Here is a 26564-nt window from a genome sequence, read left to right as displayed (position 1 = left end):
CGCCCCCGGCTATGCTCAGGTACGGAAGCGCTTGACCAGTGCATCCAGCTCGTTGGACAGCCCGGCCAGGCTTTGCGAGTCGAGGCGCGCCGAGTTGGCCAGGTCGGCCACCAACTGCGCATCGCCATGGATCTGGCTGATATGGCGGTTAATGTCTTCGGCGACCTGATGCTGCTCTTCGGCGGCCGTGGCGATCTGGGTGTTCATATCGCGGATCACGTCCACCGACTCGCGGATCTGCCCGAAGCTGGTGCGCGCCATGCCGATGCGGCTGACCGACTGCTGGGACACTTCCAGGCTGGCGTGCATCTGCTGGGTCACTTCGCTGGTGCGGCGGGCCAGGTTGCCGAGCAGGCCGTCGATTTCCGCCGTGGAGTCGGCGGTGCGCTTGGCCAGGGCGCGAACCTCATCGGCCACCACCGCAAAGCCTCGGCCCTGCTCACCGGCGCGGGCCGCTTCGATGGCCGCGTTCAGGGCCAGCAGGTTGGTCTGCTCGGCGATAGAACGAATGGTGCCGAGGATTGACTGGATATCGTTGCTGTCGCGCTCCAGTTGCTGCATGGACTGCGCCGACTGCTCCAGCTCCTGGCTCAGTTGGTCGACGCTGTTGACCGCCGCGTCGATCTGCTGCTGGCCTTCGCGGGCCTGGCGCTGGCCGCTGTCGGCCGATTCGGCGGCCTGACTGCATGAGCGGGCGACTTCGTTGGCGGTGGCGACCATTTCGTGGAACGCGGTGGACACCATGTCCACGGCTTCGCGTTGGCGCCCGGCGGCCTCGGCCATGTCGTGGGACACGCGGGTGGAGCTGCGCGAGGTATCGAGGATCTTGTTCGCCGCCTGGCCGATATGCTGGATCAGGCTGCGAATGGCCGCGAGGAACTGGTTGAACCAGCTGGCCAGTTGCGCGGTTTCGTCCTTGCCGTGGATGGTCAGGGTCCGGGTCAGATCGCCCTCGCCCTGGGCAATACCTTCCAGGCCACTGGCAACACTGCGAATCGGGCGCACGATCAGGCTGGCGAAACTGGTGCCGACCAGGGCGAAGATCACCGCCAGCACGGCCGCGATCAGGGCGATCATCCAGGTCAGGCGGGTGGCTGGGCCCATCACTTCGTTCTGTTTGATCAGGCCGATAAAGGTCCAGCCCAGTTGCTCCGAGGGCCAGATATTGGCCATATAGCGCTCGCCATTGAGCTTGACCTCGACCAGGCCTTTGCCGGCCCCGGCCAGTTCGGAATAACCCTCGCCCAGGCTGCCCAGGGCCTTGAAGTTGTGCTGTGGCTGCGTGGGGTCGACCAGGACGGTGCCGTTGTTTTCCAGCAGCATCAGGTAGCCGGTTTCGCCCAGCTTGATCTGTTTGACGATCTCGGTGAGTTGCTTGAGCGAGACGTCGATATTCACCACGCCGCCCTGGGCGCCCAACTGGTTGGCTACGGCGCGCACGGTGCTGACCAGCACCGCGTCGTCGCCCGCCCAGTAATAGGCTTCGGAGCGCACGGTCTTACCGGGGTTGGCCATGGCGGTTTTGTACCAGGGGCGGGTGCGCGGGTCGTAGTTGCTCATGTTCGGGTCGCCGGGCCAGAACGCGTAACCACCGTTGCTCAAGCCATAGGACACGTAGGCATAGGCCGGATGGCTGGCCGCGAGGGCGCTGAACAGGGCGAAAATCTGTTTATCCTGTTCGCTGTCGGGCAACTGGGCGGCAGTGGCGGCGACCCGGCTCTTGACGCTGCCGTCGGCGTTTTTGATCAGCGGGTGCTGGGCCAGGTAATCAACGTTTTGGCTGATGCCTTCGAAAAACAGTTGCATGGCGTTGTCGACCTGGCGGATTTCCCGCCCGCTGCCATCGACAAAGTCACTGCGCGCTTCGCTGCGCAGGTTCATGACCACCAGCGTGGCAACCAGTACGACTGGCAGGCACGCGATGACCGCAAAGGCCCAGGTGAGTTTTTGCTTGATATTCATTCGCGCTCCAGAGTTTTACGTGTGGATCCACACTAAGTGTCGATAGCGTCATGACGGGAGCTGCGGGCGCCTTAGGGCGACGGTGTTCGACAAAACCCGGCTAGCCCCTTTAAATTCGGCGGCAGGCGAGGAAAATTGAGGGTTTTTTAGAAATATTTCCACATCTATTTTGATCGTTATGTGGTGATGGCGACGGATAGTGATAGATCGCAAGGGTGGTGGTATGGGTGGATGGCTCGGCTATCCTGCATCCAGTACAAAACGCCGGCTGAAACACCTCCCTCGCGTGCGTGCTTTGCGTTGAAGTGGCGCCAGCATCTCCCCGCGATGAGTGGATTGCCGTATAACGGGTGACGTTCGCGTGTTCGGTAATAAAGGACCCACAATAAAAGCTGATGAAGACTCCAAAACGCATTGAACCCCTGATCGAGGACGGTCTGGTCGACGAGGTGCTGCGCCCACTCATGAGTGGCAAAGAGGCAGCTGTTTACGTGGTCCGTTGCGGCAACGAGTTGCGTTGCGCGAAGGTTTACAAGGAGGCGAACAAACGAAGCTTTCGCCAGGCGGCCGAGTATCAGGAAGGTCGCAAGGTACGCAACAGCCGTCAGGCCCGGGCCATGGCCAAGGGCTCGAAGTTCGGGCGCAAGGAAACCGAGGACGCCTGGCAGAACGCCGAAGTGGCGGCCCTGTTCCGCCTGGCCGGTGCCGGCGTGCGGGTGCCCAAGCCGTTCGACTTCCTGGAAGGCGTGCTGTTGATGGAACTGGTGGCGGACGAGTATGGCGATGCTGCCCCACGTCTGAACGATGTGGTCCTCGAGCCCGACCAGGCCCGTGAGTACCACGCCTTCCTGATTTCGCAGATCGTGCTGATGCTCTGTACCGGCTTGGTGCACGGTGACCTGTCCGAGTTCAACGTGCTGCTGACGCCGGACGGCCCGGTGATCATCGACTTGCCCCAGGCGGTCGATGCGGCGGGCAACAACCACGCCTTCAGCATGCTGGAACGGGACGTTGGCAATATGGCTTCCTACTTCGGGCGTTTTGCCCCGGAGCTGAAGAAGACCCGGTATGCCAAGGAGATGTGGGCGCTGTATGAAGCGGGCACCTTGCACCCTGGCAGCGTGCTGACGGGCGAGTTCGATGAGTCGCAAGAGCTGGCGGATGTCGGTGGCGTGATGCGCGAGATCGAAGCCGCACGGTTCGACGAAGAGCGTCGCCAGGCGATCCGCTCGGCGGACGATGCGCCACCGGGCAAGGCGGAAGAACCACCGCCGCCGTGGATGCAGCAGTAAGCGCCATTAAAAATCCGGCCTCGGCCGGATTTTTAATACCTGGGGATAAAGGGCCTGTGCGCTCAGTGCTCGCAGCCACCGCAGGCGCCGGAGGCCAGATCCTTGAGGATCGGGCAGTCCGGTCGGTCATCGCCCTGGCAGTGCTCGACCAGTTCTTGCAGGGTGTCGCGCAACCCGGCCAGCTCGCTGATCTTGTGGTTTAACGCCTCGATATGCTGGCGCGCCAGGGCCTTTACATCGGCGCTGGCCCGCTGGCGGTCCTGCCATAAGGTCAGCAGCTTGCCGACTTCCTCGAGGGAAAAGCCCAGGTCCCGCGAACGCTTGATAAAGGCCAGGGTGTGCAGATCGTCCGTGCTGTACAGGCGGTAGCCGCTGTCAGTCCGGGCGGCCGGCTTGAGTAGGCCGATGGCCTCGTAATAGCGAATCATCTTGGCGCTCAGCCCGCTCTGGCGCGCCGCCTGGCCGATATTCATTCGGGTTTCTCCAGTTCGGCCGGCTTCCAGGTCTTGAGCAGCAGGGCGTTGCTCACCACGCTGACGCTGGACAGGGCCATGGCCGCGCCGGCGAGCACCGGGTTAAGCAGGCCGAAGGCTGCCAGTGGAATGCCAATCAGGTTGTAGACAAAGGCCCAAAACAGGTTCTGGCGGATCTTGGCGTAGGTCTTGCGGCTGATTTCCAGGGCCGCGGGGACCAGGCGTGGATCACCGCGCATCAGGGTGATCCCGGCCGCGTGCATGGCCACGTCGGTGCCGCCGCCCATGGCGATGCCGATATCGGCGGCGGCCAGCGCCGGCGCATCGTTGATGCCGTCGCCCACCATCGCCACCACGGCGGTTTTCTTCAGCTCGAGCACGGTGGCCGACTTATCGGCCGGCAGCACTTCGGCATGCACATCGCGGATGCCCAGGGCCTCGGCCACCACGCGGGCGCTGCCACGGTTGTCGCCGGTCAGCAGGTGACTGCTGATCTGGCGTGCGTTAAGCGCCTGGATGGTTTGCAGGGCGCCGGGCTTGAGGGTGTCGCCAAAGGCAAACAGGCCCAGTACCCGGGGGGCGGGGCTCTGTTCGATCAGCCAGGACAGGGTGCGGCCTTCGGCTTCCCAGGCGGCGGCCGAGTCGGCGAGGCTGCCGGGCGCCAGGCCGCTCTCATCGAGCAGGCGCCGATTGCCCAGGGCCAGGCGGCGTTCGTCCAGGGTGCCGGCAATGCCGCGTCCGGTCAGCGACTGGCTGGCGGTCACATCGGCCACGAACAGCCCGCGCTCGGCGCAGGCATCCAGTACGGCCTTGGCCAGCGGGTGCTCGCTACCGCGTTGCAGGGCACCGGCCTGTTGCAGGATCTGCGCTTCATCACCTTCGACGGCTGCCAGGTGGGCGATTTTCGGCGTGCCGGAGGTCAGGGTGCCGGTTTTGTCGAACACCACGGCGCTGACATCATGGGCACGCTCCAGGGCTTCGGCGTCCTTGATCAGGATGCCGTGGCGCGCGGCCACGCCAGTGCCGGCCATGATCGCCGTCGGCGTGGCCAGGCCCAGGGCGCAGGGGCAGGCAATCACCAGCACGGCGACGGCATTGATCAATGCGGTTTCCAGCGGGGCGCCGTACAGCCACCAGCCGATCAGCGTCGCCAGGGCCAGCACCAGCACGGTGGGCACAAAGACTTGGCTGACCTTGTCTACCAGCTTCTGGATCGGGGCCTTGGCGGCCTGGGCGTCTTCGACCAGGCGAATGATGCGTGCCAGCACGCTTTCGGCGCCCAGGGCCTGGGTCTTGACCAGCAGGCGACCTTCACCATTGATGGCTCCGCCGGTGACCGAGTCGCCGGGCTGCTTGGGCACCGGCAGGCTTTCGCCGCTGATCAAGGCCTCATCGGCATGGCTCTGGCCTTCCAGCACTTCACCATCGACCGGGAAGCGCTCGCCGGGCTTGACCAGCACGATGTCGCCCAGGCGCAGGGCGCTGATGGCCACTTCCTGTTCGCGCCCATCGACCACTTGGATCGCTCGCTCGGGGCGCAAGGCTTCAAGGGCGCGAATGGCGCTGGCGGTCTGGCGTTTGGCGCGGCTTTCCAGGTATTTGCCCAGCAGGACCAGGGCGATCACCACCGCCGAAGCCTCGAAGTACAGGTGCGGCATGCTGCCGGCTGGTGCCACGGCCCATTGGTAGAGGCTCAGCCCGTAGCCGGCGCTGGTGCCCAGGGCCACCAGCAGGTCCATATTGCCGCTGCCGGCCTTGACCGCCTTCCAGGCCGCGACATAGAACCGCGCACCGAAGATAAACTGCACCGGCGTCGCCAGGGCAAACTGCGCCCAGGCAGGCAACATCCAGTGCAGGCCAAAGGGTTGCACCAGCATCGGCAGGACCAGTGGCAAGGCCAGGAGCAGGGCCAGGATCAGCGACCAGCGCTCGCGGTTCAGGCGCCGCTGTTGGGCAGCCTGGGTGAGATCTTCGCTCTGGCGTTGGCTGGCGGTATAACCGGCGGCGGCCACGGCGGCGATCAGCCGGCCGGGGTCGACCTGGCCGAGCAACTCCAGGTGGGCGCGTTCATTGGCCAGATTGACGCTGACACTGCGCACCCCTGGCACCTTGCTCAAGGCGCGCTCGACGCGACCGGCGCAGGAGGCGCAGGTCATGCCGCCGATCTCCAGTTCCAGGCTGCTGCCCGGCACGCTGTAGCCGGCCTGTTCGACCGCCTGCAGCAGGCTGGGCAGGCTGTCGGCCGGCGCTTCGACGCGGGCGTGTTCGGTGGCGAGGTTGACGCTGACGGCGCGGACCTCGGGCACCTTGCTCAAGGCACGCTCGACCCGGCCAGCGCAACTGGCGCAGGTCATGCCGGCAATGGGTAGGTCGAAGTCAATAAACTGGGACATAAGGTGATACTCCCTGAGAAATTACCCAGAGGATCAACCTTAACCCACTGGTAAGGTCAAGCCCTCTGTCAGTAACCCAGTGACGCGCGCTTGAGGTACATACCGTCCGCGCCCATGGCAATCCGATATTTGAGGACATCACCAGCCTTGAGGGTCAGGTTCTGGCTTTGCGGGGTCAGCATGCCTTGCTGGCAACCCGCGACCTGGCCGGGCAGCAGGCCCAGGCGCATGTCGATCGAGCCGGGCGGGAAGTTGAAGGAGGTGGATTGTTCCTGAAACAGCCGGCCGGCCAGTTGCCCATTGACGTACAGGCCGATTTCACAGGTGGTAGGGACTTCCAGGCGCTCGCGGGAAATGATGAGCACGCCGTAGTCCTGGCCCGCGCTCGCCGCTGGGGGCAGGGCAGCGAAGCCGAGAAGGGCGAGCAGGCTAAAAATGGACCAGCGCATGGCTGAATCTCCTACTGTCGGATCGTTGAAGGCGAAGCTTGGCTTAGGCGGTTGTCGATTGCCAGCCCGGCAGAGTAATCCAGAACTTGACCTTGCCCCTGTGGCAGGGTTGAAGCTGTGGTCAATCTCACTGAAGGAGTAGCGTCATGCAAGTATTCAACGTTCAAGGTATGTCGTGTGGCCATTGTGTGCGGTCCGTTACCCAGGCTGTGCAGGCCGGCGATCCACAGGCCAGCGTCGAGATCGACCTGAGTAAGGGCGAAGTACGGGTACAGAGTGAACTGGCGGCCGAGCATGTCGCGCAGTTGATCAAGGACAAAGGCTACCCGGTGACCATCGCCTGACAGCCAGAAGCCAATGCCGTCAGGTCGTTCCGGCCGACGGCTGGGGCGACGGGGCAAGGGCTTTCTCCGGGCTTTTTCCGAGCGCCAGCCCCTCAACCGCATGCCATTGCCCGGCCTCATCAGGGCCGGTTTTTTTCGTTAGTGACCTAACCGAATGTTCAAGGCCTCCCCACGCGGATAAACTAGTCGACCGCGCGATCTCCCTGGATGCCTGATGAACCTACGTACAATCCTGATTCTCGGGGCCTTGAGTGCTTTTGCGCCACTGGCCATCGACTTCTATCTACCGGGTTTCCCGGCCATGGCCGCGGCGCTGGGCACCGATGAACAACATATCCAGCTGACCCTGGCGGTCTATTTCCTCGGGCTGTCCATTGGCCAGTTGGCGTATGGCCCGGTGGCCGACCGCTTTGGCCGCCGCGTGCCGCTGTTGGTCGGCGTAGTGCTCTTTACCCTCGCCTCGTTGGCCTGTGCCTTTGCCCCCAATCTTGAAACGCTGATCGCCGCACGTTTTATTCAGGCTCTGGGCGGTTGCGCGGGGATGGTGATTTCGCGGGCGATTGTCAGCGACAAATGCGACGCGGTGGGTTCGGCCAAGGTTTTCTCGCAACTGATGCTGGTCATGGGGCTGGCGCCGATCTTGGCGCCGATGTTGGGGGGCGTGTTGGTCAACCTGTATGGCTGGCAATCGATCTTTATCGCCTTGACGCTCTTCAGTGCGCTGGCCGCGACGGCCGTGGCCCTGGGCCTGCCCGAGAGCATGCCGGCCGACCAGCCGCGTTTGCCGCTGTCCGGTGCCTTGCGCCAGTACGGCCGGCTGTTGTCGGATCGGGTGTTCCTGGGCCATGCGCTGACCGGTGGCATTGCGATTGCCGGGATGTTTGCCTATATCGCCGGCTCGCCGTTTGTCTTTATCCAGCTCTACGGGGTGCCTGCCGAGCATTACGGCTGGTTGTTCGGCAGCAATGCGGCAGGTTTTATCCTGGTGGCTCAGGTCAATGCGCGGTTGTTGTCCAAGCGTGGCCCGGCTTTTCTGTTGTCGCGCTTTGTCTGGGTGTACCTGGCGGCGGGCCTGGTCCTGCTGGCAATCAGCAGCCTGCAGCCGGCGGCGCTCTGGCCGTTGCTAGTGCCACTGTTTATCTGTATTTCCAGCCTGGGCTGCATCATGCCCAATGCGTCGGCCTGCGCCATGAGTGGCCAGGGCGCGCGCGCCGGCAGTGCCTCGGCGATGCTGGGGTGCCTGCAATTCAGTGTGGCGGCCGGGGCGGCCTCATTGGTGGGCGTGTTGCATGATGGGACAGCGGTGCCGATGGCCCTGGTGATGACCTTGTGCGGGGGGCTGACCGTCGCCATGGCGCTGTTTACCCGCCGGGCCCAGGTCGCTAGCGCGGCCCAGGCCTGAGAGGGGTTCAACTGGCGACGCGCCGCGGTTCGAGGGGCAGGGTGTGGGAGGCGTGGAGGCGGGTTTGCAGTGTGCTGACGAAGTGACGGGCCTCTGCTTCGCTGCGAAAGGTCACGGCATGGCGGTCGAGCTGGACCTGCCACGGGCCGGCTGGGGATTTTGCTAACGCTTTAATCAGAATCTTCATGGCTGATGACCTCTGGTTGGCAAAGGCGCCCAGTGTAGTCCTCTATGTGGTCGTAATGATGACAAAGCAAAACTGTCGGATTGGCGGTGTTTTATCGCCGTGCGGCAGCGGCTACAAAGGGCCGCGCTGAAGCCGTGGCAGCTGCCGCTTGGCGGCAACCGCTACGCAAAGCACTGGCTAGCGCGAGTCAGCGCGGAATTAGAAACCTTCCAGCACGATCTTGCCCTTGGCTGTGCCGCTTTCGAGCAAGGCGTGGGCGCGGCGCAGATTGGCCGCGTTGATCGTGCCGAAATGCTCGCCCACGGTGGTTTGCAGGGTGCCGGCATCGATCAGTTGGGCCACGCGCTTGAGCAGGCGGTGCTGCTCGATCATGTCCGCGGTCTCGAACATCGAGCGGGTGTACATGAATTCCCAGTGCAGCGACAGGCTCTTGCGCTTGAGCTTGCCGATATCCAGGGCCTTGGGGTCGTCGATCAGGGCCAGTTGGCCTTGGGGAATCAGTGCTTCGACCAGTTGGTCCAGGTGCTGGTCGGTCTGGGTCAAGCTGGCGACGTGGGTCACGTGTTCCACACCATGGCGCTTGAGCTCTTCGCTCAGCGGCTGGCGGTGGTCGATCACCAGGTCGGCCCCCAGGCCCTTTACCCACTCCTGGGTTTGCGGGCGTGATGCGGTGCCGATCACCTTCAATGCTGTCAGGCGGCTGGCCAGTTGGGTCAGGATCGAGCCAACACCACCGGCTGCGCCGACGATCAGCAGGCTTTGCCCGCGATCGGTCGAGCCTTCGGCCACTTTCAGGCGCTCGAACAACAATTCCCAGGCGGTGATTGTGGTCAGAGGCAAGGCGGCGGCCTCGGCAAAATTCAGGCGGGTAGGCATCGGGCCGACGATCCGCTCGTCAACGACATGCAACTCGCTGTTGGCCCCCGGACGGGTCAGGGAGCCGGCGTAGAACACCCGGTCACCCACCTTGAACAGGCTGACTTCACTGCCCACGGCCTTGACCACGCCCGCGACATCCCAGCCCAGCACCTTGCTTTCACCCGGCTGCGGTGCAGCGTTCTGGCGGACCTTGGTGTCGACCGGATTGACCGAGATGGCCTTGACCTCGACCAGCAGGTCGCGGGGCCCGGCGACAGGTTCCGGCAATTCGAGATCCTGCAAAGACAGGGGGTCGCTGATGGGCAGGCTGGCGTAGTAGGCAACGGCTTTCATGGGACGAACCTCGTGACGGGGCAATGAATGGGCCGATGATTGCCTATTTCCCCAGGGGATAAAACCGGCTAAAACGGCAGTCTCTTTCAATATTTTTTTGATAATGCCGAGGGCGGTCGATGATGCGCTTCGATGATTTGCAGCTGTTTGTACGGGCCGCCGACCTCGGTAGCCTGTCCGCTGCCGCGCGCGTGATGGATCTCTCGCCTGCGGTGGCGAGTGCCGCGCTCAAGCGTATCGAGCTGCAACTGGGCGCGCGTTTGCTCGCCCGTTCGACCCGCAGCTTGCGCCTGACTGCCGAGGGCGAGGGTTTTCTCGAGTATGCGCGGGCCGCCCTAGGCTCGCTGGAAGAGGGCCGGCGCCTGCTGGCCAGCGACCAGGAACAGGTCAGCGGCGTGCTGCAACTTTCGGCACCCTCGGATTTCGGCCGCAATGTATTGCTGCCCTGGCTCGATGAGTTCCAGCGCGAGCATCCGCGCCTGAATGTGCGTCTGCTGTTGGGCGACCGGATTGCCGATCTGTTTCGCCAGCCGGTGGATATCGCCCTGCGCTATGGCGAACCCGAGGACTCCAGCCTGGTGGCATTGCCGGTCGCGCCCGACAACCGCCGCGTGCTGTGCGCCTCACCCCAGTACTTGGCGCGCGCGGGCGAACCCCGGCAGCTGGAGCAACTGGCCCAGCACAATTGCCTGCTGTACATGTTGGGTAGCCGGGTCCATGACCGCTGGAGTTTTTCCGAGGGCCGGCGTGAGGTAAACCTGACAGTCAGCGGCGACCGCCTGAGCGACGATGCCGATGTGGTGCGGCGTTGGGCGGTCAGCGGCGTCGGGATTGCCTACAAGTCGTGGCTGGATGTGGCGGCCGATGTCCAGGCCGGGCGCCTGCGGGTGCTGTTACCCGGGCTGCTCTGCGAGCGGGCGCCCCTCAACCTGCTTTGCGCCCATCGGGCGCAATTGAGCAAACCGGTGAAGTTGCTACGCGAGAAGCTGGCGCACTACTGCGCCGAGATCTCGCGCCAGGCGCCCGCTGGGCACAAGGGTTGAGCGAGGCGCGGGCTCAGGGTTTGACCAGGCGCGCATCCAGGCTGTTCTGCGCCAGACGTTGGGCCTGATCCTGGGTCATGCCCAGGTGGGTGTGCAGGGCGTGGAAGTTCTCGGTGACATAGCCGCCGAAGTAGGCCGGATCGTCCGAGTTGACCGTGACCTTTACGCCGCGCTCGAGCATATCGAGGATGTTGTGCTGGGCCATATCGTCGAATACGCAGAGCTTGGTGTTCGACAGCGGGCAGACGGTCAGCGGGATCTGTTCGTCGATGATCCGCTGCATCAGCCGCTCGTCTTCGATGGCCCGCACGCCATGGTCGATCCGTTGGATCTTCAGCAGGTCGAGGGCTTCCCAGATGTACTCCGGCGGGCCTTCTTCACCGGCATGGGCAACGGTCAGGAAACCCTCGTCGCGGGCACGGTCGAAGACGCGCTTGAACTTGCTCGGTGGATGGCCCATTTCCGAACTGTCCAGGCCGACGGCGACAAAGGCTTCGCGAAACGGCAATGCCTGGTCGAGGGTCTTTTGCGCTTCGTCTTCGCTCAGGTGGCGCAGGAAGCTGAGGATCAGGCCGCTGGTAATGCCCAGTTGCTGCTCGCCATCCTTGAGGGCACTGGCGATGCCGTTGAGCACCACTTCAAAGGGAATGCCACGATCGGTGTGGGTCTGCGGATCGAAGAAGGGCTCGGTGTGGATCACGTTCTGCGCCTTGCAGCGCAGCAGGTAGGCCCAGGTCAGGTCGTAGAAATCCTGGGACGTGCGCAGGACATCGGCACCCTGATAATAGAGGTCAAGGAACTCTTGCAGGTTGTTGAAGGCGTAGGCCTTGCGCAGGCTGTCGACATCGTTCCAGGGCAGGGCGATTTTGTTGCGTTCGGCCAGGGCGAACAGCAACTCGGGTTCCAGGGAACCTTCGAGGTGCAGGTGCAGTTCGGCCTTGGGCAGGGCATTGAGCCAGTCGTACATAGAAGCTTCTCATCAGGTGCAGTCAGACAGGCACCCGGGGGCGGGTGCCTGCCAAAGGCCAGTATTCTACAGGGGCCAGCGCGGCTCATGGCTAAAAGCTGACCAGGTGGCGCGTCAGCTTGCCGCCTGGTCACGGCGATAGGCGTAGGTGTCGGCGAAGCGTGAGAGCAGGAAGTCGGCGCAGGTGGTGGCCGGGTACTTGGCTGGATGCTGGCTGTCCTGGCAACCGGGCAGGCATTCGATCCGGGTATCGGGATGCGGTTCGGCAAAGAACGGCATTGAGTAGCGGTCCACGCCCAGCGGGCTGATGACCCGGTGCGGCGTGGAGCGATAACGGTCATTGCTCCAGCGCGCCATCATGTCTCCGAGATTGACGACAAACGTGCCCTCGATTGGCGGGGCATCGATCCACTGGCCCTGGACATTCCGGACCTGCAGGCCGCCGGCCGTGTCCTGATACAGCAGGGTGATGCAGCCATAATCGGTATGGGCGCCGGCCCCCTGCTGCTCCACCGAACTGGCGTTCTGGCGCGGTGGGTAATGGATCATGCGCAGCACGCTGACCGGCTCGTCGAAGCGCCGGTCGAAGAAGTCCCGCTCGATGCCCAGGGCCAGGGTCATAGCGCGCAACAGGGTCTGGGCCAGTGCCTGCATATCGCTGTAGTGCTGCTCCAGCAGGGGCTGCCAGCCAGGCAGGTCGGGGTGACGATTGGGCCCGCGCAGCGGTTTGCGGGCGATCACTTCGGAGTGATCCTCGGGCAGGTGCAGGCCCATGTCGAAGGTTTCTTTCAGGTCGCTGGGCTTGTTCGGGTCGAGCTGCTCGGTGGCGATGGCGCCATAGCCACGGTGATGACGGGTCTGGGTGATATCGATCTGCAACTTGCGGGCGTCGGGCAGGGCGAAAAAGGTTTTCGCCTGTTCGAGCAATTGTTCGATGCGCGTCGGGGTGATGGGGTGCCCCTTGATATAGAAGAAGCCCCACACCCGGCAGGCGTGGTCGATCTGGGCGGCAATCGTGCTCCAGGCCTGGGGATCCTCCTGATAGAGGGCACTGATATCAATGATGGGAAGTGTGTTCATGGGCCGATCCTGAGTGTCGAGGGGGCCGTGCGTGCAGGCAGGCCCCGGGCAGCGGATTACTTGGGCATCTCGGCGCTCATGCCTTCGACGTAATAGTTCATCGAGGCCAGCTCGGCGTTGCTCGCGCTGGCGCCGGCCGGGATTTTCTCGACGCCGGCCTGATCCTTGATCGGCCCGGTGAATGGGTGGAACGCGCCGCTCTCGATGCTGGCGATAATCTGCTCGGCCTCGGCTTTGACTTCGGCAGGTACCAGGGGGCTGATCGGCAACTGGACCGTGCCTTCCTTTAGCCCGCCCCAGTAGTCCTGGGATTTCCAGGTGCCGTCGATTACACCCTGGGTGGCCTGGATATAGTGCGGCGCCCAGTTATTGACGATGGAGGTCAATACGGCCTTGGGACCGAAGTGCGCCATGTCCGAGGCGTAGCCCACGGCATAGACCCCGCGCCGTTCAGCAGCCTGGATCGGGGCCGGGCTGTCGGTGTGCTGGAACACCACGTCGACGCCCTGGTCGATCAGCGCGTTGGCGGCGTCGGCTTCCTTGCCCGGGTCGAACCAGGAGTTGACCCAGACCACCTTGATCTCGGTGCCGGGGTTGTATTTATTCAGGGCCAGCTGGATCGAGTTGATATCGCGGATCACTTCCGGGATCGGGAAGGAGGCGACATAGCCGATCTTGCGGGTCTTGGTCATCTTGGCGGCAAGAAAACCGCCGACATAGCGGCCTTCATAGGTTCGGGCCAGGTAGGTGCCGACGTTCTTGTCCTGCTTGTAGCCGGTGGCGTGCTCGAAGGTGGCCTTGGGAAATTGCTTGGCGACCTTGATGGTCGGGTTCATGTAGCCAAAGGACGTGGTGAAGATCAGGTCGTACTTGTCCTTGGCCATATTGCGAATCACCCGCTCGGCGTCGGCGCCTTCGGCGACGTTCTCGACGTAGTTGCTGGTGATCTTGTCGCCGAGTTTTTCCATCAACGCCTTGCGGCCCTGTTCATGCTGGTAGGTCCAGCCGTGGTCGCCGATGGGGCCGATATAGACGAAGCCCACCTTCAACGGATCGGCGGCGCTGGCGCCCAGGCTGGTACTCAGGCCGATGGCGGCGGCAAGGCCGCAGAGCAGCTGTTTCAAGGGACGTGTATGCATGAACGTTCGAACTCCATGTTGTTGTCGGGGCCGGCTGGCCTTGAAGGGCTCGAAGGGCAATGCAAAAAGCTGACCAATGGGACAGCAAGCCGAGGGGAAAGGCGCTCATACCTACAGGTGCTGCTGTGGTCATCGAGACGGCGGCTTGATGAGGCTGCAATCCGGTGCAATACGAGCCACCGCTGCCAGGCGCTGGTGCGCTAAGGTGTAACGAAATATTTTGTGGCGGGCTCGGCGAGCCCGTCGTCTTCCAGGGAACCGAGATGCTGACACTCCTGCGGCAGGAAAAAATGCTACTGATGGCGCTGCTGGTTGCCGGTGCGGCCTTCGCGCTTGAGCACTGGCTGCTCAATAACGGCCAGATAGTGGCGCTGGTGGGGGCTCTGGTGTTGGTCGCGGCGATCGTCTGCGCGTCGATGCGGGTCGCCCACCATGCTGAATCACTGGCCCATAAAGTTGGCGATCCCTACGGCACCATGATCCTGACCCTGGCAGCGGTGCTGGTGGAGGTGGTGATCCTGGCGATCATGATGAGCAATGAAGCCTCGCCGACCCTGGTGCGCGACACCATCTATTCGGCGGTGATGCTCGATATCAATGGCATCCTCGGCCTGGCGGCCCTGATGGGCGGGATCAAGCATGGCGAGCAGTCTTACAATGACGATTCTGCGCGGACCTACAGCGTCATGATCCTGACCGCCATGGGGGTTTCGATGGTGGTGCCGGAGTTTATTCCCGAGGCGGACTGGAAGAAGTATTCAGCCTTCACCATTGGTGCGATGGTGGTGTTGTACACCCTGTTTTTGCGGATGCAGGTCGGGCCGCACAGTTACTTTTTCAGCTACAGCTACTCGGAAAAAAAGCGCAACCCGCGGCAGCCGCAAGAGACGTCAAAGAGCCTGGGCCTGTCGGTCGGGGTCCTGGTGTTCGGGGTCGTCGTGATTGGTGCGCTGGCCGAGGTGATGTCCAAGGCTCTCGACCTGGGCCTGGAAGGCAGTGGTGCGCCGCCGGTGATGACGGCTATTGTGGTGGCAGCGATTTCCGCCGCACCGGAGATTCTGACGGCGTTACGCGCAGCGTTGGCCAATCGCATGCAGTCGGTGGTCAATATCGCCCTGGGAGCGTCGCTGTCGACGGTTATTCTGACGGTGCCGGTGATGGAGGCCATGGCCCTGTACACCGGCCAGCCATTCCAGATGGCGATGACGCCGGTGCAGACAGTGATGGTGCTGATAACCCTGGTGGTCAGTGCGATCAACCTCAACGACGGCGAGACCAATGCTATCGAAGGCATGACCCATTTCGTGCTGTTCGCGACCTTTATCATGCTCTCGTTGCTGGGTCTGTAAGCGCGATCCGAAGATTCAGCTTTGCCCTGCCTGCAGCAGCGCAAGCGGCACGCTAAAAGCGCCGTGGTATCACGCTTCAAGCTTGCCGCTGCGGTTTACCGCTTTACCAGGCGATCGTTTCGCCCTTGTAGTTGAGGAAGTAGTGCCCGCCTTTACCCGCGTAGGCATTGACCTGATCGATCAGGCCACGGGTGCTGGTGGCGACATCGAGGTCCGCGCCATCGCCGCCCATATCGGTCTTGACCCAGCCCGGGTGCAGGGACAGCACGGTCAGGCGCGGGTCGTTCAACTGGCAGACAAAGCTGTTGGTCATGGAATTGAGCGCAGCCTTGCTCGCTTTGTAGAGCGCCAGGTCCGGCGCGTCGGGCATGGTGACGCTGCCCAGTACGGAGCTCATGAAGGCCAACACGCCACTGTCCTTGCGTAGTTGCCCGACAAAGCGCTGGGCCAGGGCGATGGGAGCGACGGCATTGGTCAGGAACAATAGGCCGACGTCGGCCAGGCTGGCCTTGGCGGGTGCCTGGTCGTCCGGGCCCTTGACCCCGGCGTTGACGAACAGAAGATCGAAAACTTCCCCGGACAGGCGCTGATTCAGGGCCGCTACGGACTGTTGGTCGTTCATTTCCAGCGCTTCGATCCGCACCTTGCCCAGCGCTTGCAGCGCCTCGGCGTGTTGCGGGTTGCGCACGGTGGCGGTGACGTTCCAGCCGTCGGCCAACAGGGTCTTGACCAAACCCAGGCCTAGGCCACGGGAGGCGCCGATAATCAACGCGGTTTTTACAGTGCTCATGGGGCAACTCCTGGATAAGTGGGGCTGAGGGGGCAACTCTGTTGCAGGCGTCGTTGCAGTTCGCCGCGCAGTTCGCTCAGTTCGGCGATGCGGGTTTCGATCAGGTTCAACTTGTCTTGCAGCAACTGGCTGACAGCGTGGTCCGGGTCCGGGGCGTTCCACAGCCCGGCCACGCTGTTGCCGATTTCGCCCAGGCTGAAGCCCAGGCGCTGGGCGGTCTTGATATAGAGCACCAACTGCAGCATTTCGGCTGGATAGTCGCGATAGCCGTTGGCACTGCGTCGGGCGGCGATCAGTCCGCGTTGCTCATAGAAACGCAGGGTGTCGCGGCTGACGGCGCTGGCCTGGGCAAGTTCGCCGATACGCATGGGAAGGGAGCTCCGAGAGGGCTTGACCTTGGAGCATACTCCAGGCTTTAGCGTAGGTGCTTCCTAAATGCCGATGGAGCACAAACTATGTGGACTACACGCCAGTACCGTCAGCTCACCCGCGCCAGTGGTTGGTATGACCTGATCGTCACCGCAGCTTTTGTCACCCCCTGGACCTTTGCCGCTGTCTACGGATGGCTGGGCCAGTGGTCGCTGAGCCTGGGCCTGGAAGCACCGCCGGCATTCGAACCTATTCATGGATTGATGGCCAACCTGATGGGGTCGATTGTTTGTGTCTGGTCGGTGTTGCGTATCCGTGATCCGCAGCAGGCATTTGGCCGCTATGACGCGGTTGGGCGTGGTTTGTTCGCCACCTGGCAGCTGTATGCGTTGAGCCAGGGGGCGAGCCCGTTGATCGCGGTGATTATGTTCTTCGAACTGGCCTGGGGGATTGCCCAGAGCCTGCCGGTGCGTGACCGCCCGGCAGCGCGCCTGGCAACGGCCTAGTGCCCGGGCTGCCAGGGCTGGCCGAGGGAAACCGGTGCATAGAGCCGGGTGCGCAAGGCATCCCGTGACAGCAGCACCAGCACCATGATGGTCGCCACATACGGCAGCATGGCCAGCAGACTGGACGGCACCGCCAGCCCCAGGCCCTGGGCGACCAGGTGCAGGATGCTGGCGAGGCCGAACAGGTAGGCCCCGAGCAATAGACGCCAGACGCGCCAACTGGCGAAGACCACCAGCGCGAGGGCGATCCAGCCGCGCCCGGCGCTCATGTTTTCCGCCCACATCGGTGTGTAGGCCAGGGACAGGTAGGCGCCGGCCAACCCCGCCATGGCGCCGCCGAACAGCACCGCCAGCATGCGCACGCGCAGCACCGGCAAGCCCATGGCGCTGGCGGCATCGGGGTTCTCGCCCACCGCCTGGATAATCAGGCCGATCCGGCTTTTGAGCAGTGCCCAGGCCACCAGTGCAAACAGAACGAAGGACAGGTAGACCAGCAGGTCCTGGGCAAACAGCATGCGTCCGATCAACGGAATGGAACTGAGCAGGGGAATCGCCAGCGGCTCGAACCCGGCCAGGGGCTTGCCGACCCAGGCGGCGCCGATAAAGCTGGAGAGTCCTACGCCGAAAATGGTCAAGGCCAGCCCCGTGGCGACCTGGTTGGCGTTGAATACCAGTGCGACCAGGGCAAACAGCGCCGACAACAGCATCCCGGCCGCCATGGACAGCAGTACGCCAAGCCAGAGATTGCCGCTGTTGAGCGCGACGATAAACCCGATCACTGCGCCAAACAGCATCATGCCTTCCTGACCCAGATTGAGGACGCCGCTCTTTTCGCAGATCAGCTCGCCCAGGGCGACCAGCAGTAATGGCGTACCGCAGCGCACCATGGCATAGAGAATATTGCTCAGCAGGTCGAGGTCCATCACAGGGCTCCCACGGTGGTGGCGACCGGCGCGCGGCGCGTCCAGTGCAGTTTCAGGCGAGGGCGATAGAGGATCAGGACATCGCAGGCCAGGAGGAAGAACAGCATCATGCCCTGGAACAACTGAGTGATTGCCTGGGGCAGGTTCAGACTCATCTGCGCATGCTCGCCGCCCAGATACAGCAGTGCCATCAGCAGGCTGGAAAACAGAATACCAATGGGGTTGAGGCGGCCGAGAAAGGCCACGGTAATGGCGGCATAGCCATAGCCTGGCGAAACCTGGGGTACCAGTTGACCAATCGGACCACTGACTTCGCAGGCGCCGGCGAGCCCGGCCAGGCCCCCGCTGATCAGCAGCGCCAGCCAGATCAGGCGCTTGTGGCGAAAGCCGACAAACCCGGCGGCCCGCTGATCGAGGCCGAGCACCTTGATCTGAAAACCGACAAAGCTACGTTGCAGCAACACCCAGACCGCTATCAGGGCCAGCAGGGCGAAATACACCCCGGCATGGGCCCGGCCTTCTTCGCTGAGCAAAGGCAGGCGGCTGGCGTCGCCAAACATCGCCGATTCGGGGAAGTTGAAGCCGGCCGGGTCCTTCAGCGGACCGTGTACGCAGAACAGCAGCAGGTTCAGGGCGATGTAGTTGAGCATGATGCTGGTCAGGATCTCATTGGCATTGAAACGCGTGCGCAGCCACGCCGTCAGCCCGGCCCAGGCGGCACCGGCTAGGGTTCCGCCGCACAGGACCAGTACCAGGGCCCAGCGGCTCTGCATATCGATCAGGTTGACCGCCAGTGCGCTACCGGCCAGGGCCCCCAGCAGCAGTTGGCCTTCGGCGCCGATGTTCCAGATCCGGGCTTGATAAGCCACGGCCAGACCGAGGGCGCAGAGCAGGATGGGCAGTGTCTTGACCAGCCATTCGCCCAGGCCATAGAAGTCGCTGATCGGGGCGATCAGCAGCGTGTGCAAGGTCAGCAGCGGCGGATGCCCCAGGAGCATGAACAGTAGCGAGCCACAGGCCAGGGTCAGGCCAGCGGCCAGCAGCGGCGAACACCAGAGCATGACCCGCGATTGCTGGCCGCGCGGTTCGAGGGAAAGCAGCATGGGAAGTACTCCGTCAAGTCAGGCCTGGGTCGGGACCGTGTGTGTGGGAGAGAATTGCCCGGCCATCCAGGCGCCGACTTCCACCAGGTGGGTGTCGAGGGTTGGCTTGAGCGCAGAGAGTCGCCCGCTGCACAAGGCCGCGAGGCGGTCGCCGATCTGGAACAGCTCATCGAGGTCTTCGGAGATCACCAGGATGGCCGCCCCGGAGTCGCGCAGCGCGATCAGCGCGCGGTGGATAGTGGCCGCCGCGCCCACATCCACGCCCCAGGTCGGGTGCGCTGCGACCAGCAGACGGGGTTGCTGGAGGATTTCGCGACCCAGGATGAATTTCTGCAGATTACCGCCGGAGAGGCTGCGTGCTGCGGTCGCTGCATCCGGGGTTTTCACGCCGAAGCGGCGGATGATCTCCTCGGCCAATTGCACCACCTTGCCGCGCTGGACCAGGCCCCGACTGACCAGGCCCTGCTGGAAGGCCGTGAGCAGGGTGTTGTCGGTCAGGCTCATGCTCGGTACTGCGCCGTGGCCCAGGCGCTCGGCGGGGACAAAAGCCAGGCCGCGCTGGCGGCGGGCATCCGGGCGCAGATGGCCGACAGGCTGGCCGGCAAAACGGATGGCCTCTGCGTCGCTTGCCGCGAGCAATTGCTCGCCACTGAGCAGGGCTAGCAGTTCGTCCTGGCCATTGCCGGCGACGCCGGCAATCCCGACGATTTCGCCGCTGCGCACCTGTAGGTCGATGCCTTCCAGGGAACAGCCGAAGGGATCGGGATTGCGCCAGGACAACTGCTCAATCGCGAGAAAGGCCGCGTCACCTTCGGCCTTGGGGTAGTCGGCGATCAGCGCAGCGGCGTCACCGACCATCAGGCGCGCCAATTGTTGATCGGTGCAGTGCGCCGGTTGGCAATGCCCCGCCACCCGGCCGCCGCGCAGGACCGTGGCGCTATGGCAAAGGGCGCGCACTTCACCGAGCTTGTGGCTGATAAACAGGATGCTGCAGCCTTCGCTGGCGAGGCGGCGCAGGGTTACGAACAGCTCCTCGGCTTCGCGGGGTGTGAGCACCGAGGTCGGTTCGTCGAGAATCAGCAGGCGAATGTCCTGCATCAGGCAGCGGATGATTTCGACCCGCTGGCGCTCGCCGATGGACAGGCTATGGACCAGTCGCTCGGGTTCCAGGGCCATGCCGTAGCGCTGCGAGACGTCGCGGATTCGCGGTTCCAGCTGCTTGGGTGAGCCCGCCGCGGCGCCCATGGCCAGGGCGATGTTCTGCGCGACGCTCAGGGTCTCGAACAACGAAAAGTGCTGGAACACCATGCCGATCCCCAGGCTGCGGGCCTGGGCCGGGTTGCGCATCTGCAGGCGCTGGCCCTGCCAGATCATCTCGCCTGAGTCGCAGGCGGTGACACCATAGATGATCTTCATCAGCGTGCTTTTGCCGGCGCCGTTTTCGCCGAGCAGTGCATGGATCTCGCCGGGCTGGATCGTCAGGTCGATCCCGTCATTGGCCAGGCAGCCGGGGTAGCGCTTGGTGATTGCGCGCAGTTGCAGGCGCGGCGTTGAGTCTGGAGTGGGCATCGCGGGCTCGGGTGGCGAAGGGCGTTACCGCAGCTAAAGCAATTTCCTGGCCATCAGGTCAGGAAAATATCCAGACCCTGTAGGTGCGTGCTTTCTATTCCTCTGGTGGGGCAAGGATCGCGAGTAGGTTCGCTCCTGCACAGTGCATGGCCTGGACTAGGCACTGCTTCGGTGCAGGAGGGCGCTTGGTTAAAAAACATACAGATGTCGGCAGGCGTGTCAGTCCCTGCAACCGCGCCAGGCATCTACGGGTTATCCACAGGTTATTCCACAGTTCCTGTGTGCAAGTGCAAATTCCTGGCATAAAGCCCTGGGCGGCTATGTTCCGTTCGCGATAAAGGCCGCGTATGTGGCTGTTTCAATTAGCAAATGGGTGTTTTTGAAGGGCGCTGATCAAAAATTGATCGGTTTTCTCAACGCCTTGCTGTGCAAGGGCTGTAGCGGGGTGTACTCAGCTTATCCACAGGCGGCGTCACAGCGATTGTGGGTAATGCCTGCGGGATGGCGGGGGCGCTTAACGGGTTAGACGGATACGTCCACGGCTAAGGTCGGCCAGTTGCTGTTGCAGAGTGTCGATCTGAGCTTCGCCAAGGGCCAGGCGCAGTTCAACGCCGTTGGCGCCAAAGTGCTCCTCGAGTACCAGGCCGCCGAGATCGGCAAGTCGTACCTTGAGCAGTGCCAGTTCACTGAAGGTGCACTGGCAGGTCAGGTTCACACGATGGATCAGCGGCACTCGCTCGGCACCTTGCAGGCACTTGTTCGCGCTGCCGCCGTAGGCCCGAGCCAGGCCGCCGGTCCCGAGCTGGATGCCGCCGTACCAACGGATCACCAGCACCGCGACCTGGTCGCAGTCCTGCGCCTCGATAGCCGCCAGAATCGGCCGGCCGGCCGTACCGCCAGGCTCGCCATCGTCGCTGCTGCGGTACTGCTCGGCGAGTTTCCAGGCCCAACAGTTATGTGAGGCCGCCAGGTCGCTGTGCCGCTCGAGAAAGGCCTGCGCTTCGGCCGCGCTGGCGATGGGCGCGGCCAGGGCGACAAAGCGGCTTTTGCGAATGTCTTCGCGGTACTCGCAAAGGCCGGCAAGGGTAAAGGACATGGCCGTTATCAGTTCGTCGTGGCAGGTGTCAGGCCACAGCCTTTGAGGATGATGCGGATCAGGTTGTCACCGGCCTCCTGCATGTCCTGTTTGGTCAGCTTGCTGCGGCCGGTCACGCGGCAGATCTGCGTGGCGAAGTCGGCATAGTGCTGGGTGCTGCCCCACAACAGAAAAATCAGGTGGACCGGATCGACGTCGTCCATCTTGCCCGCTGCAATCCAGCTGCGAAACACATCGGCGCGGCTCTGGAACCAGGCGCGGTAGTCCTGGCTGAAGTATTCGGTCAGGCACTCGCCGCCACTGATGATCTCCATGGCGAAGATCCGCGAAGCCTGGGGCTGGCGTCGGGAAAACTCCATCTTGGCACGGATGTAGTGCGTCAGTGCCGTGGCCGGATCGTCCTCGGCCCGCAGATGATTGAAGGTGCTGTCCCACAGCTCGATGATATTGCTCAGCACGGCGATATACAGGCCAAGCTTGTTGGTGAAGTAGTAGTGCAAGTTGGCTTTGGGCAGCCCGGCATTCTGCGCGATGGTGTTCATGCTGGTGCCCTTGAAGCCATGGCGCGCGAATTCGTTCTCGGCGGCCCGAATGATCGCTTCTTCGTTTTTCTGGCGAATGCGGCTGGCAGGTTTGCCCGCGTGGGCTGGGACTTCAAGGCTCATAAATGATTCCGTGCAGATCGGTGGGTGCAACCGATGAACAGATAACGCACCTGCGCTGATCCGACAAGCCTGCAGGCTGTAAAAGGTCGAAGGCTGTTCGGCGGGGCGGCATGGCTGGCGTGCCTGGCAGGTCAACGGGTGGCAGCAAGGCTTTCGAGAAAACTCTCCAGCACCAAGTGTGGGCGGCGCCCCTTGCGCGTGACCGAGGCCAGGCTCAGGTCATAGAAGCGCTCCTCGGCCTTCAATGCACGCAGGCGGCCTTGCTGGACCCAGAGCTGGGCATAGTGATCGGGTAGGTAGCCTATATAGCGCCCGGTCAGAATCAGAAAGGCCATGCCTTCGCGGTCCGAGGCGCTGGCCGTGCAGCGCAGGGCCTGGTAATGGGCCTGGATCTCGGCGGGCAGGCGGAAGGTCGGGGCGATGGCGTCCTGGTTATTGAGGCGCTGGTCTTCGAGTTGCCGGTCGTCGACATAGAACAGCGGATGGCCGACCGCGCAGTAGAGCAATGAGCGCTCGCTGTAGAGCGGCTGGTACTCGAGCCCCGAGAGGGCGCTGGCCTGGGGAACGACGCCGACATGCAGGCGGCCGTCGAGCACCCCTTGTTCGACTTCATTGGGCGCGATCATGCGGATCTGAATCTGCACATCCGGGCCACGCTCCTTCAATTGCGCCAGGGCATGGGTGATGCGCATATGGGGCACAGTGACCAGGTTATCGGTCAGGCCAATGGTCAGCTCGCCACGCAGGTGCTGGTGCAGTCCGTTGACCTCGGTACGAAAACTCTCCAGGGCACTGAGCAGTTGCAAGGAAGACTGATAGACCTCGCGGCCTTCCTCGGTCAGTGAGAAACCGGCCCGTCCGCGCTGGCACAGGCGCAGCCCCAGGCGCTGTTCGAGATCACTCATCTGCTGGCTGATTGCTGAGCGGCCGATGCCCAGCACGCTCTCGGCGGCGGAAAAGCCGCCGCACTCCACCACGCTGCGGAAGATGCGCAGCAGGCGGATATCAAAATCGCTGACTTGGGCCAGGGGATCGGGACGGCGACTGCTCATTGTGCGTGGCTCATAGTTTAGTGATCGCCTGCCTGAAGGTTAGAAGAGTTGGATTTCACCGACTTTATCCCCGTGGCAATTTAGCTGCAAGAACGCTTTCCCATCCCTGCGCCGCTTATTGCCCTGCGAGGTTTGCTCCATGAACTTGCCTGAATCCGCCAACATTTCTCTGGCCAGCCAACTCAAGCTCGATGCCCACTGGATGCCGTACACCGCCAACCGCAATTTCCAGCGCGATCCGCGGCTGATCGTGGCGGCCCAGGGCAGCTACCTGACCGATGACAAGGGGCGGCAAATCTATGATGGGCTGTCCGGTCTGTGGACCTGTGGCGCCGGGCATACCCGCAAGGAAATCCAGGAAGCCGTGGCCAAGCAACTGGGCACACTGGACTACTCGCCAGCGTTCCAATTCGGTCACCCGCTGTCGTTCCAACTGGCGGAAAAGATCACCGATCTGACGCCAGGAACGCTCAACCACGTGTTCTACACCGACTCCGGTTCCGAGTGCGCGGACACTGCAGTGAAGATGGTCCGCGCCTACTGGCGTCTAAAAGGCCAGGCGACCAAGACCAAGCTGATCGGCCGGGCACGCGGCTATCACGGGGTGAACGTGGCAGGCACCAGCCTGGGTGGCGTCAATGGCAACCGCAAGATGTTCGGCCAACTGATGGATGTCGACCATTTGCCGCACACCCTGTTGGCGAGCAACGCGTTTTCCCGGGGGATGCCGGAGCAGGGTGGTATTGCCCTGGCCGATGAGATGCTCAAGTTGATCGAGTTGCACGACGCCTCCAATATCGCCGCCGTTATCGTCGAACCCATGGCCGGTTCCGCCGGTGTACTTGTGCCTCCGCAGGGGTATCTCAAGCGCCTGCGCGAAATCTGCGACCAGCACAATATCCTGCTGATCTTCGATGAAGTGATCACCGGGTTTGGTCGTACGGGCTCGATGTTCGGCGCCGACAGTTTTGGCGTGACCCCGGACTTGATGTGCATCGCCAAGCAGGTCACCAACGGCGCGATCCCGATGGGCGCGGTGATTGCCAGCAGCGAGATCTATCAGACCTTTATGAACCAGCCTACGCCTGAGTACGCGGTGGAGTTCCCCCACGGCTACACCTATTCAGCGCACCCGGTGGCTTGCGCGGCAGGCCTGGCCGCACTCGACCTACTGCAAAAGGAAAATCTGGTGCAGCAGGTCGCGGAAGTTTCCCCGCACTTCGAGAATGCGCTGCACGGGCTCAAGGGCGTGAAGAACGTCATCGACATCCGCAACTATGGCCTGGCCGGTGCGATTCAGGTCGCACCGCGCGACGGCGATGCCATCGTGCGTCCGTTCGAGGCGGCGATGAAATTGTGGAAGGCCGGCTTCTATGTGCGCTTCGGCGGCGACACCCTTCAGTTCGGGCCAACCTTTAATAGCAAGCCGCAGGATCTGGATCGGATGTTCGATGCGGTCGGCGAAGCGCTGAACCAGGTCGACTGAGGTCGCCGGGGTCGCGAAATCTCTTCTTTCTAGGCAGGGGCGAAGCCATTCGCCTCTGTGGATCATTTTCAGGAGCGTGGCATGAGTGCAATTCAACATCTGATCAATGGCCAACTGGTCAGCGATAATGGTCGTATGGCCGACGTCTACAACCCGTCGACGGGGCAGGTTATTCATCAGGTACCGTTGGCCAGCCGCGAGACCATTCAACAGGCCATTGATTCGGCCAAGGCCGCTTTCCCGGCCTGGCGCAACACGCCGGCGGCCAAGCGCGCCCAGGTGATGTTCCGCTTCAAGCAACTGCTGGAGCAGAATGAAGCGCAGATCGCCCAGTTGATCAGCGAAGAACATGGCAAGACGCTTGAAGATGCGGCGGGCGAACTGAAGCGTGGGATCGAGAACGTCGAGTATGCCTGTGCTGCGCCGCAAGTGCTCAAGGGCGAGTACAGCCGTAATGTCGGGCCGAACATCGATGCCTGGTCTGACTTTCAGCCGTTGGGGGTGGTTGCGGGTATCACGCCATTTAACTTTCCGGCGATGGTTCCGCTGTGGATGTACCCGTTGGCGATCGTTTGCGGCAACTGCTTTATTCTCAAACCTTCGGAGCGCGATCCAAGTTCTACGCTCCTGATTGCGCAACTGCTGCAAGAGGCCGGGCTGCCCAAAGGCGTAATGAACGTGGTGCACGGTGACAAGGCTGCAGTGGATGCGCTGATCGAGGCGCCGGAAGTGAAGGCGCTGAGTTTTGTCGGCTCGACCCCGATTGCCGAATACATCTATGCCGAAGGTACCAAGCGTGGCAAGCGCGTGCAGGCATTGGGCGGCGCGAAGAACCACGCGGTACTGATGCCGGATGCCGACCTGGACAATGCGGTCAGTGCCCTGATGGGCGCGGCTTATGGCTCGTGCGGCGAGCGGTGCATGGCGATTTCGGTGGCGGTCTGTGTGGGCGACCAGGTCGCCGATGCGCTGGTGGCGAAGCTGGTGCCGCAGATCGAGGCCTTGAAGATTGGTGCGGGTACGTCCTGCGGCCTGGATATGGGGCCGCTGGTGACGGGGCAGCACCGCGACAAGGTCAGTGGCTATATAGAAGACGGCGTGGGTGCCGGTGCGCAACTGGTGGTCGATGGCCGCGGGTTAAGCGTCAAGGACCACGAAGAGGGCTTCTTCCTGGGTGGTTGTCTGTTCGACCGCGTGACGCCCGAGATGCGTATCTATAAAGAGGAGATCTTCGGCCCGGTGCTGTGCATCGTGCGGGTGAACAGCCTGGAAGCGGCCATGCAGTTGATCAACGATCACGAATACGGCAATGGCACCTGCATCTTTACCCGTGACGGTGAAGCAGCGCGGTTGTTCTGCGACGAGATCGAAGTCGGCATGGTGGGCGTCAACGTACCGTTGCCGGTGCCTGTGGCGTATCACAGTTTTGGCGGCTGGAAGCGTTCGCTGTTTGGCGACCTGCACGCCTACGGCCCCGATGGCGTGCGTTTCTACACGCGGCGCAAGGCGATTACTCAGCGCTGGCCGCAACGGGCAAGCCATGAAGCTTCGCAGTTTGCGTTTCCCAGCTTATAAGCAGTAGAAAGCACAAGGCCGGCCCGGAGGGTCGGCCTTGTGCTTTTAGGCGCTTATTTGACCGATATGACAGAATTATGAAAATAGGGGTTGACGGCAGAATCTGTGAGTCTATAATTCGCCCCACTTCCGGCGCAG

At 62.9% G+C, this 26564-nt stretch carries 25 protein-coding genes and 1 pseudogene; 8 read left to right on the top strand and 18 right to left on the bottom strand.

Annotated features, from left to right (window positions below; genetic code table 11):
* Window positions 1-15: 15 nt before the first annotated feature.
* Window positions 16-744, bottom strand: coding sequence for a methyl-accepting chemotaxis protein (locus NPS46_RS25340; protein WP_425312734.1), 729 nt, complete (start codon window positions 742-744; stop codon window positions 16-18).
* 129 nt (window positions 745-873) lie between these two features.
* Window positions 874-1806: pseudogene (locus NPS46_RS25335) on the bottom strand (cache domain-containing sensor histidine kinase); the annotation flags it as partial.
* Window positions 1807-2357: 551 nt separating this feature from the next.
* Between NPS46_RS25335 and NPS46_RS11435 the strand changes: the two are divergent.
* A complete protein-coding gene (locus NPS46_RS11435) occupies window positions 2358-3254 on the top strand; it encodes a PA4780 family RIO1-like protein kinase (RefSeq protein WP_274107179.1) in 897 nt (298 codons plus the stop codon).
* Window positions 3255-3316: 62 nt separating this feature from the next.
* On the opposite strand, the gene cueR is transcribed toward NPS46_RS11435, so the two are convergent.
* The 3 genes from cueR to NPS46_RS11420 form a co-directional block, all read right to left on the bottom strand.
* Window positions 3317-3727, bottom strand: coding sequence for a Cu(I)-responsive transcriptional regulator (cueR, locus tag NPS46_RS11430; protein WP_274107178.1), 411 nt, complete (start codon window positions 3725-3727; stop codon window positions 3317-3319).
* The gene (locus tag NPS46_RS11425; RefSeq protein ID WP_274107176.1) at window positions 3724-6120 is read right to left on the bottom strand and encodes a heavy metal translocating P-type ATPase; all 2397 of its coding nucleotides are present in this window, start codon (window positions 6118-6120) and stop codon (window positions 3724-3726) included. Before NPS46_RS11425 ends, cueR begins: the two co-directional genes overlap by 4 nt.
* Before the next feature lie 68 nt (window positions 6121-6188).
* Window positions 6189-6569, bottom strand: coding sequence for a hypothetical protein (locus NPS46_RS11420; RefSeq protein ID WP_274107175.1), 381 nt, complete (start codon window positions 6567-6569; stop codon window positions 6189-6191).
* A gap of 146 nt (window positions 6570-6715) precedes the next feature.
* Here NPS46_RS11420 and NPS46_RS11415 point away from each other — a divergent pair, with 146 nt between their 5' ends.
* Together NPS46_RS11415 and NPS46_RS11410 are read left to right on the top strand one after the other, a co-directional pair.
* Window positions 6716-6913 carry a heavy-metal-associated domain-containing protein gene (locus tag NPS46_RS11415; RefSeq protein ID WP_274107174.1) on the top strand — a complete coding sequence of 66 codons (198 nt, stop codon included), beginning with the start codon at window positions 6716-6718 and terminating at the stop codon, window positions 6911-6913.
* A 214-nt stretch (window positions 6914-7127) separates the two neighbouring features.
* Entirely contained in the window at window positions 7128-8315 is a 1188-nt protein-coding gene (locus NPS46_RS11410) for a multidrug effflux MFS transporter (protein WP_274107173.1), read from the top strand.
* 7 nt (window positions 8316-8322) lie between these two features.
* On the opposite strand, the gene NPS46_RS11405 is transcribed toward NPS46_RS11410, so the two are convergent.
* Window positions 8323-8502 (bottom strand): hypothetical protein, encoded by a 180-nt coding sequence (locus NPS46_RS11405; RefSeq protein WP_274107172.1) that lies wholly within the window; start codon window positions 8500-8502, stop codon window positions 8323-8325.
* Window positions 8503-8700: 198 nt separating this feature from the next.
* Window positions 8701-9714, bottom strand: coding sequence for a zinc-binding alcohol dehydrogenase family protein (locus tag NPS46_RS11400; RefSeq protein ID WP_274107171.1), 1014 nt, complete (start codon window positions 9712-9714; stop codon window positions 8701-8703).
* A 119-nt stretch (window positions 9715-9833) separates the two neighbouring features.
* Between NPS46_RS11400 and NPS46_RS11395 the strand changes: the two genes are divergently transcribed.
* On the top strand, window positions 9834-10757 hold the full coding sequence (locus NPS46_RS11395) for a LysR family transcriptional regulator (protein WP_274107170.1): 924 nt from the start codon (window positions 9834-9836) through the stop codon (window positions 10755-10757).
* Between the two features lie 13 nt (window positions 10758-10770).
* On the opposite strand, the gene NPS46_RS11390 is transcribed toward NPS46_RS11395, so the two are convergent.
* From NPS46_RS11390 to NPS46_RS11380, 3 genes are all read right to left on the bottom strand, one after another.
* Complete coding sequence (locus NPS46_RS11390; protein ID WP_274107168.1) at window positions 10771-11724, bottom strand: adenosine deaminase; 954 nt, start codon at window positions 11722-11724, stop codon at window positions 10771-10773.
* 114 nt (window positions 11725-11838) lie between these two features.
* Window positions 11839-12804 carry a 2-oxoglutarate and iron-dependent oxygenase domain-containing protein gene (locus NPS46_RS11385; protein ID WP_274107166.1) on the bottom strand — a complete coding sequence of 322 codons (966 nt, stop codon included), beginning with the start codon at window positions 12802-12804 and terminating at the stop codon, window positions 11839-11841.
* A 56-nt stretch (window positions 12805-12860) separates the two neighbouring features.
* Window positions 12861-13943 carry a BMP family ABC transporter substrate-binding protein gene (locus NPS46_RS11380; protein ID WP_274107164.1) on the bottom strand — a complete coding sequence of 361 codons (1083 nt, stop codon included), beginning with the start codon at window positions 13941-13943 and terminating at the stop codon, window positions 12861-12863.
* A 263-nt stretch (window positions 13944-14206) separates the two neighbouring features.
* On the opposite strand from NPS46_RS11380, the gene NPS46_RS11375 reads away from it, so the two are divergent.
* Window positions 14207-15292, top strand: a complete 1086-nt coding sequence (locus tag NPS46_RS11375; RefSeq protein ID WP_274107162.1) for a calcium:proton antiporter — start codon at window positions 14207-14209, stop codon at window positions 15290-15292.
* A 103-nt stretch (window positions 15293-15395) separates the two neighbouring features.
* Here NPS46_RS11375 and NPS46_RS11370 read toward each other — a convergent pair whose 3' ends face one another.
* Together NPS46_RS11370 and NPS46_RS11365 are read right to left on the bottom strand one after the other, a co-directional pair.
* Complete coding sequence (locus tag NPS46_RS11370) at window positions 15396-16082, bottom strand: SDR family oxidoreductase (RefSeq protein WP_274107160.1); 687 nt, start codon at window positions 16080-16082, stop codon at window positions 15396-15398.
* Window positions 16079-16450, bottom strand: coding sequence for a MerR family transcriptional regulator (locus NPS46_RS11365; RefSeq protein ID WP_274107158.1), 372 nt, complete (start codon window positions 16448-16450; stop codon window positions 16079-16081). Before NPS46_RS11365 ends, NPS46_RS11370 begins: the two co-directional genes overlap by 4 nt.
* Before the next feature lie 87 nt (window positions 16451-16537).
* On the opposite strand from NPS46_RS11365, the gene NPS46_RS11360 reads away from it, so the two are divergent.
* Entirely contained in the window at window positions 16538-16957 is a 420-nt protein-coding gene (locus NPS46_RS11360; protein ID WP_274107157.1) for a hypothetical protein, read from the top strand.
* Here the strand turns inward: NPS46_RS11360 and NPS46_RS11355 are convergent.
* The 6 genes from NPS46_RS11355 to NPS46_RS11330 form a co-directional block, all read right to left on the bottom strand.
* Window positions 16954-17880 (bottom strand): ABC transporter permease, encoded by a 927-nt coding sequence (locus NPS46_RS11355; protein WP_274107154.1) that lies wholly within the window; start codon window positions 17878-17880, stop codon window positions 16954-16956. The two genes, NPS46_RS11360 and NPS46_RS11355, sit on opposite strands and share 4 nt — an antisense overlap.
* Window positions 17880-18983 (bottom strand): ABC transporter permease, encoded by a 1104-nt coding sequence (locus NPS46_RS11350; protein WP_274107152.1) that lies wholly within the window; start codon window positions 18981-18983, stop codon window positions 17880-17882. The genes NPS46_RS11355 and NPS46_RS11350 overlap by 1 nt, the downstream gene beginning before the upstream one ends.
* Window positions 18984-19001: 18 nt before the next feature.
* A complete protein-coding gene (locus tag NPS46_RS11345; RefSeq protein WP_274107150.1) occupies window positions 19002-20552 on the bottom strand; it encodes an ABC transporter ATP-binding protein in 1551 nt (516 codons plus the stop codon).
* 514 nt (window positions 20553-21066) lie between these two features.
* Window positions 21067-21648: an IMPACT family protein gene (locus NPS46_RS11340; protein ID WP_274107148.1), complete on the bottom strand. Its 582-nt coding sequence runs from the start codon at window positions 21646-21648 to the stop codon at window positions 21067-21069.
* Window positions 21649-21656: 8 nt separating this feature from the next.
* Window positions 21657-22313 carry a TetR/AcrR family transcriptional regulator gene (locus NPS46_RS11335; RefSeq protein ID WP_274107146.1) on the bottom strand — a complete coding sequence of 219 codons (657 nt, stop codon included), beginning with the start codon at window positions 22311-22313 and terminating at the stop codon, window positions 21657-21659.
* Window positions 22314-22444: 131 nt separating this feature from the next.
* The gene (locus NPS46_RS11330; RefSeq protein WP_274107144.1) at window positions 22445-23365 is read right to left on the bottom strand and encodes a LysR family transcriptional regulator; all 921 of its coding nucleotides are present in this window, start codon (window positions 23363-23365) and stop codon (window positions 22445-22447) included.
* Window positions 23366-23504: 139 nt separating this feature from the next.
* On the opposite strand from NPS46_RS11330, the gene NPS46_RS11325 reads away from it, so the two are divergent.
* Window positions 23505-24851, top strand: coding sequence for an aspartate aminotransferase family protein (locus NPS46_RS11325; RefSeq protein ID WP_274107142.1), 1347 nt, complete (start codon window positions 23505-23507; stop codon window positions 24849-24851).
* A gap of 81 nt (window positions 24852-24932) precedes the next feature.
* Entirely contained in the window at window positions 24933-26426 is a 1494-nt protein-coding gene (locus NPS46_RS11320) for a CoA-acylating methylmalonate-semialdehyde dehydrogenase (protein ID WP_274107140.1), read from the top strand.
* Window positions 26427-26564 lie beyond the last annotated feature (138 nt).

Source organism: Pseudomonas putida, from assembly GCF_028682395.1.
GTDB classification, from domain to species: domain Bacteria; phylum Pseudomonadota; class Gammaproteobacteria; order Pseudomonadales; family Pseudomonadaceae; genus Aquipseudomonas; species Aquipseudomonas putida_AB.
This window is presented reverse-complemented; position numbering and strand designations above follow the sequence as displayed.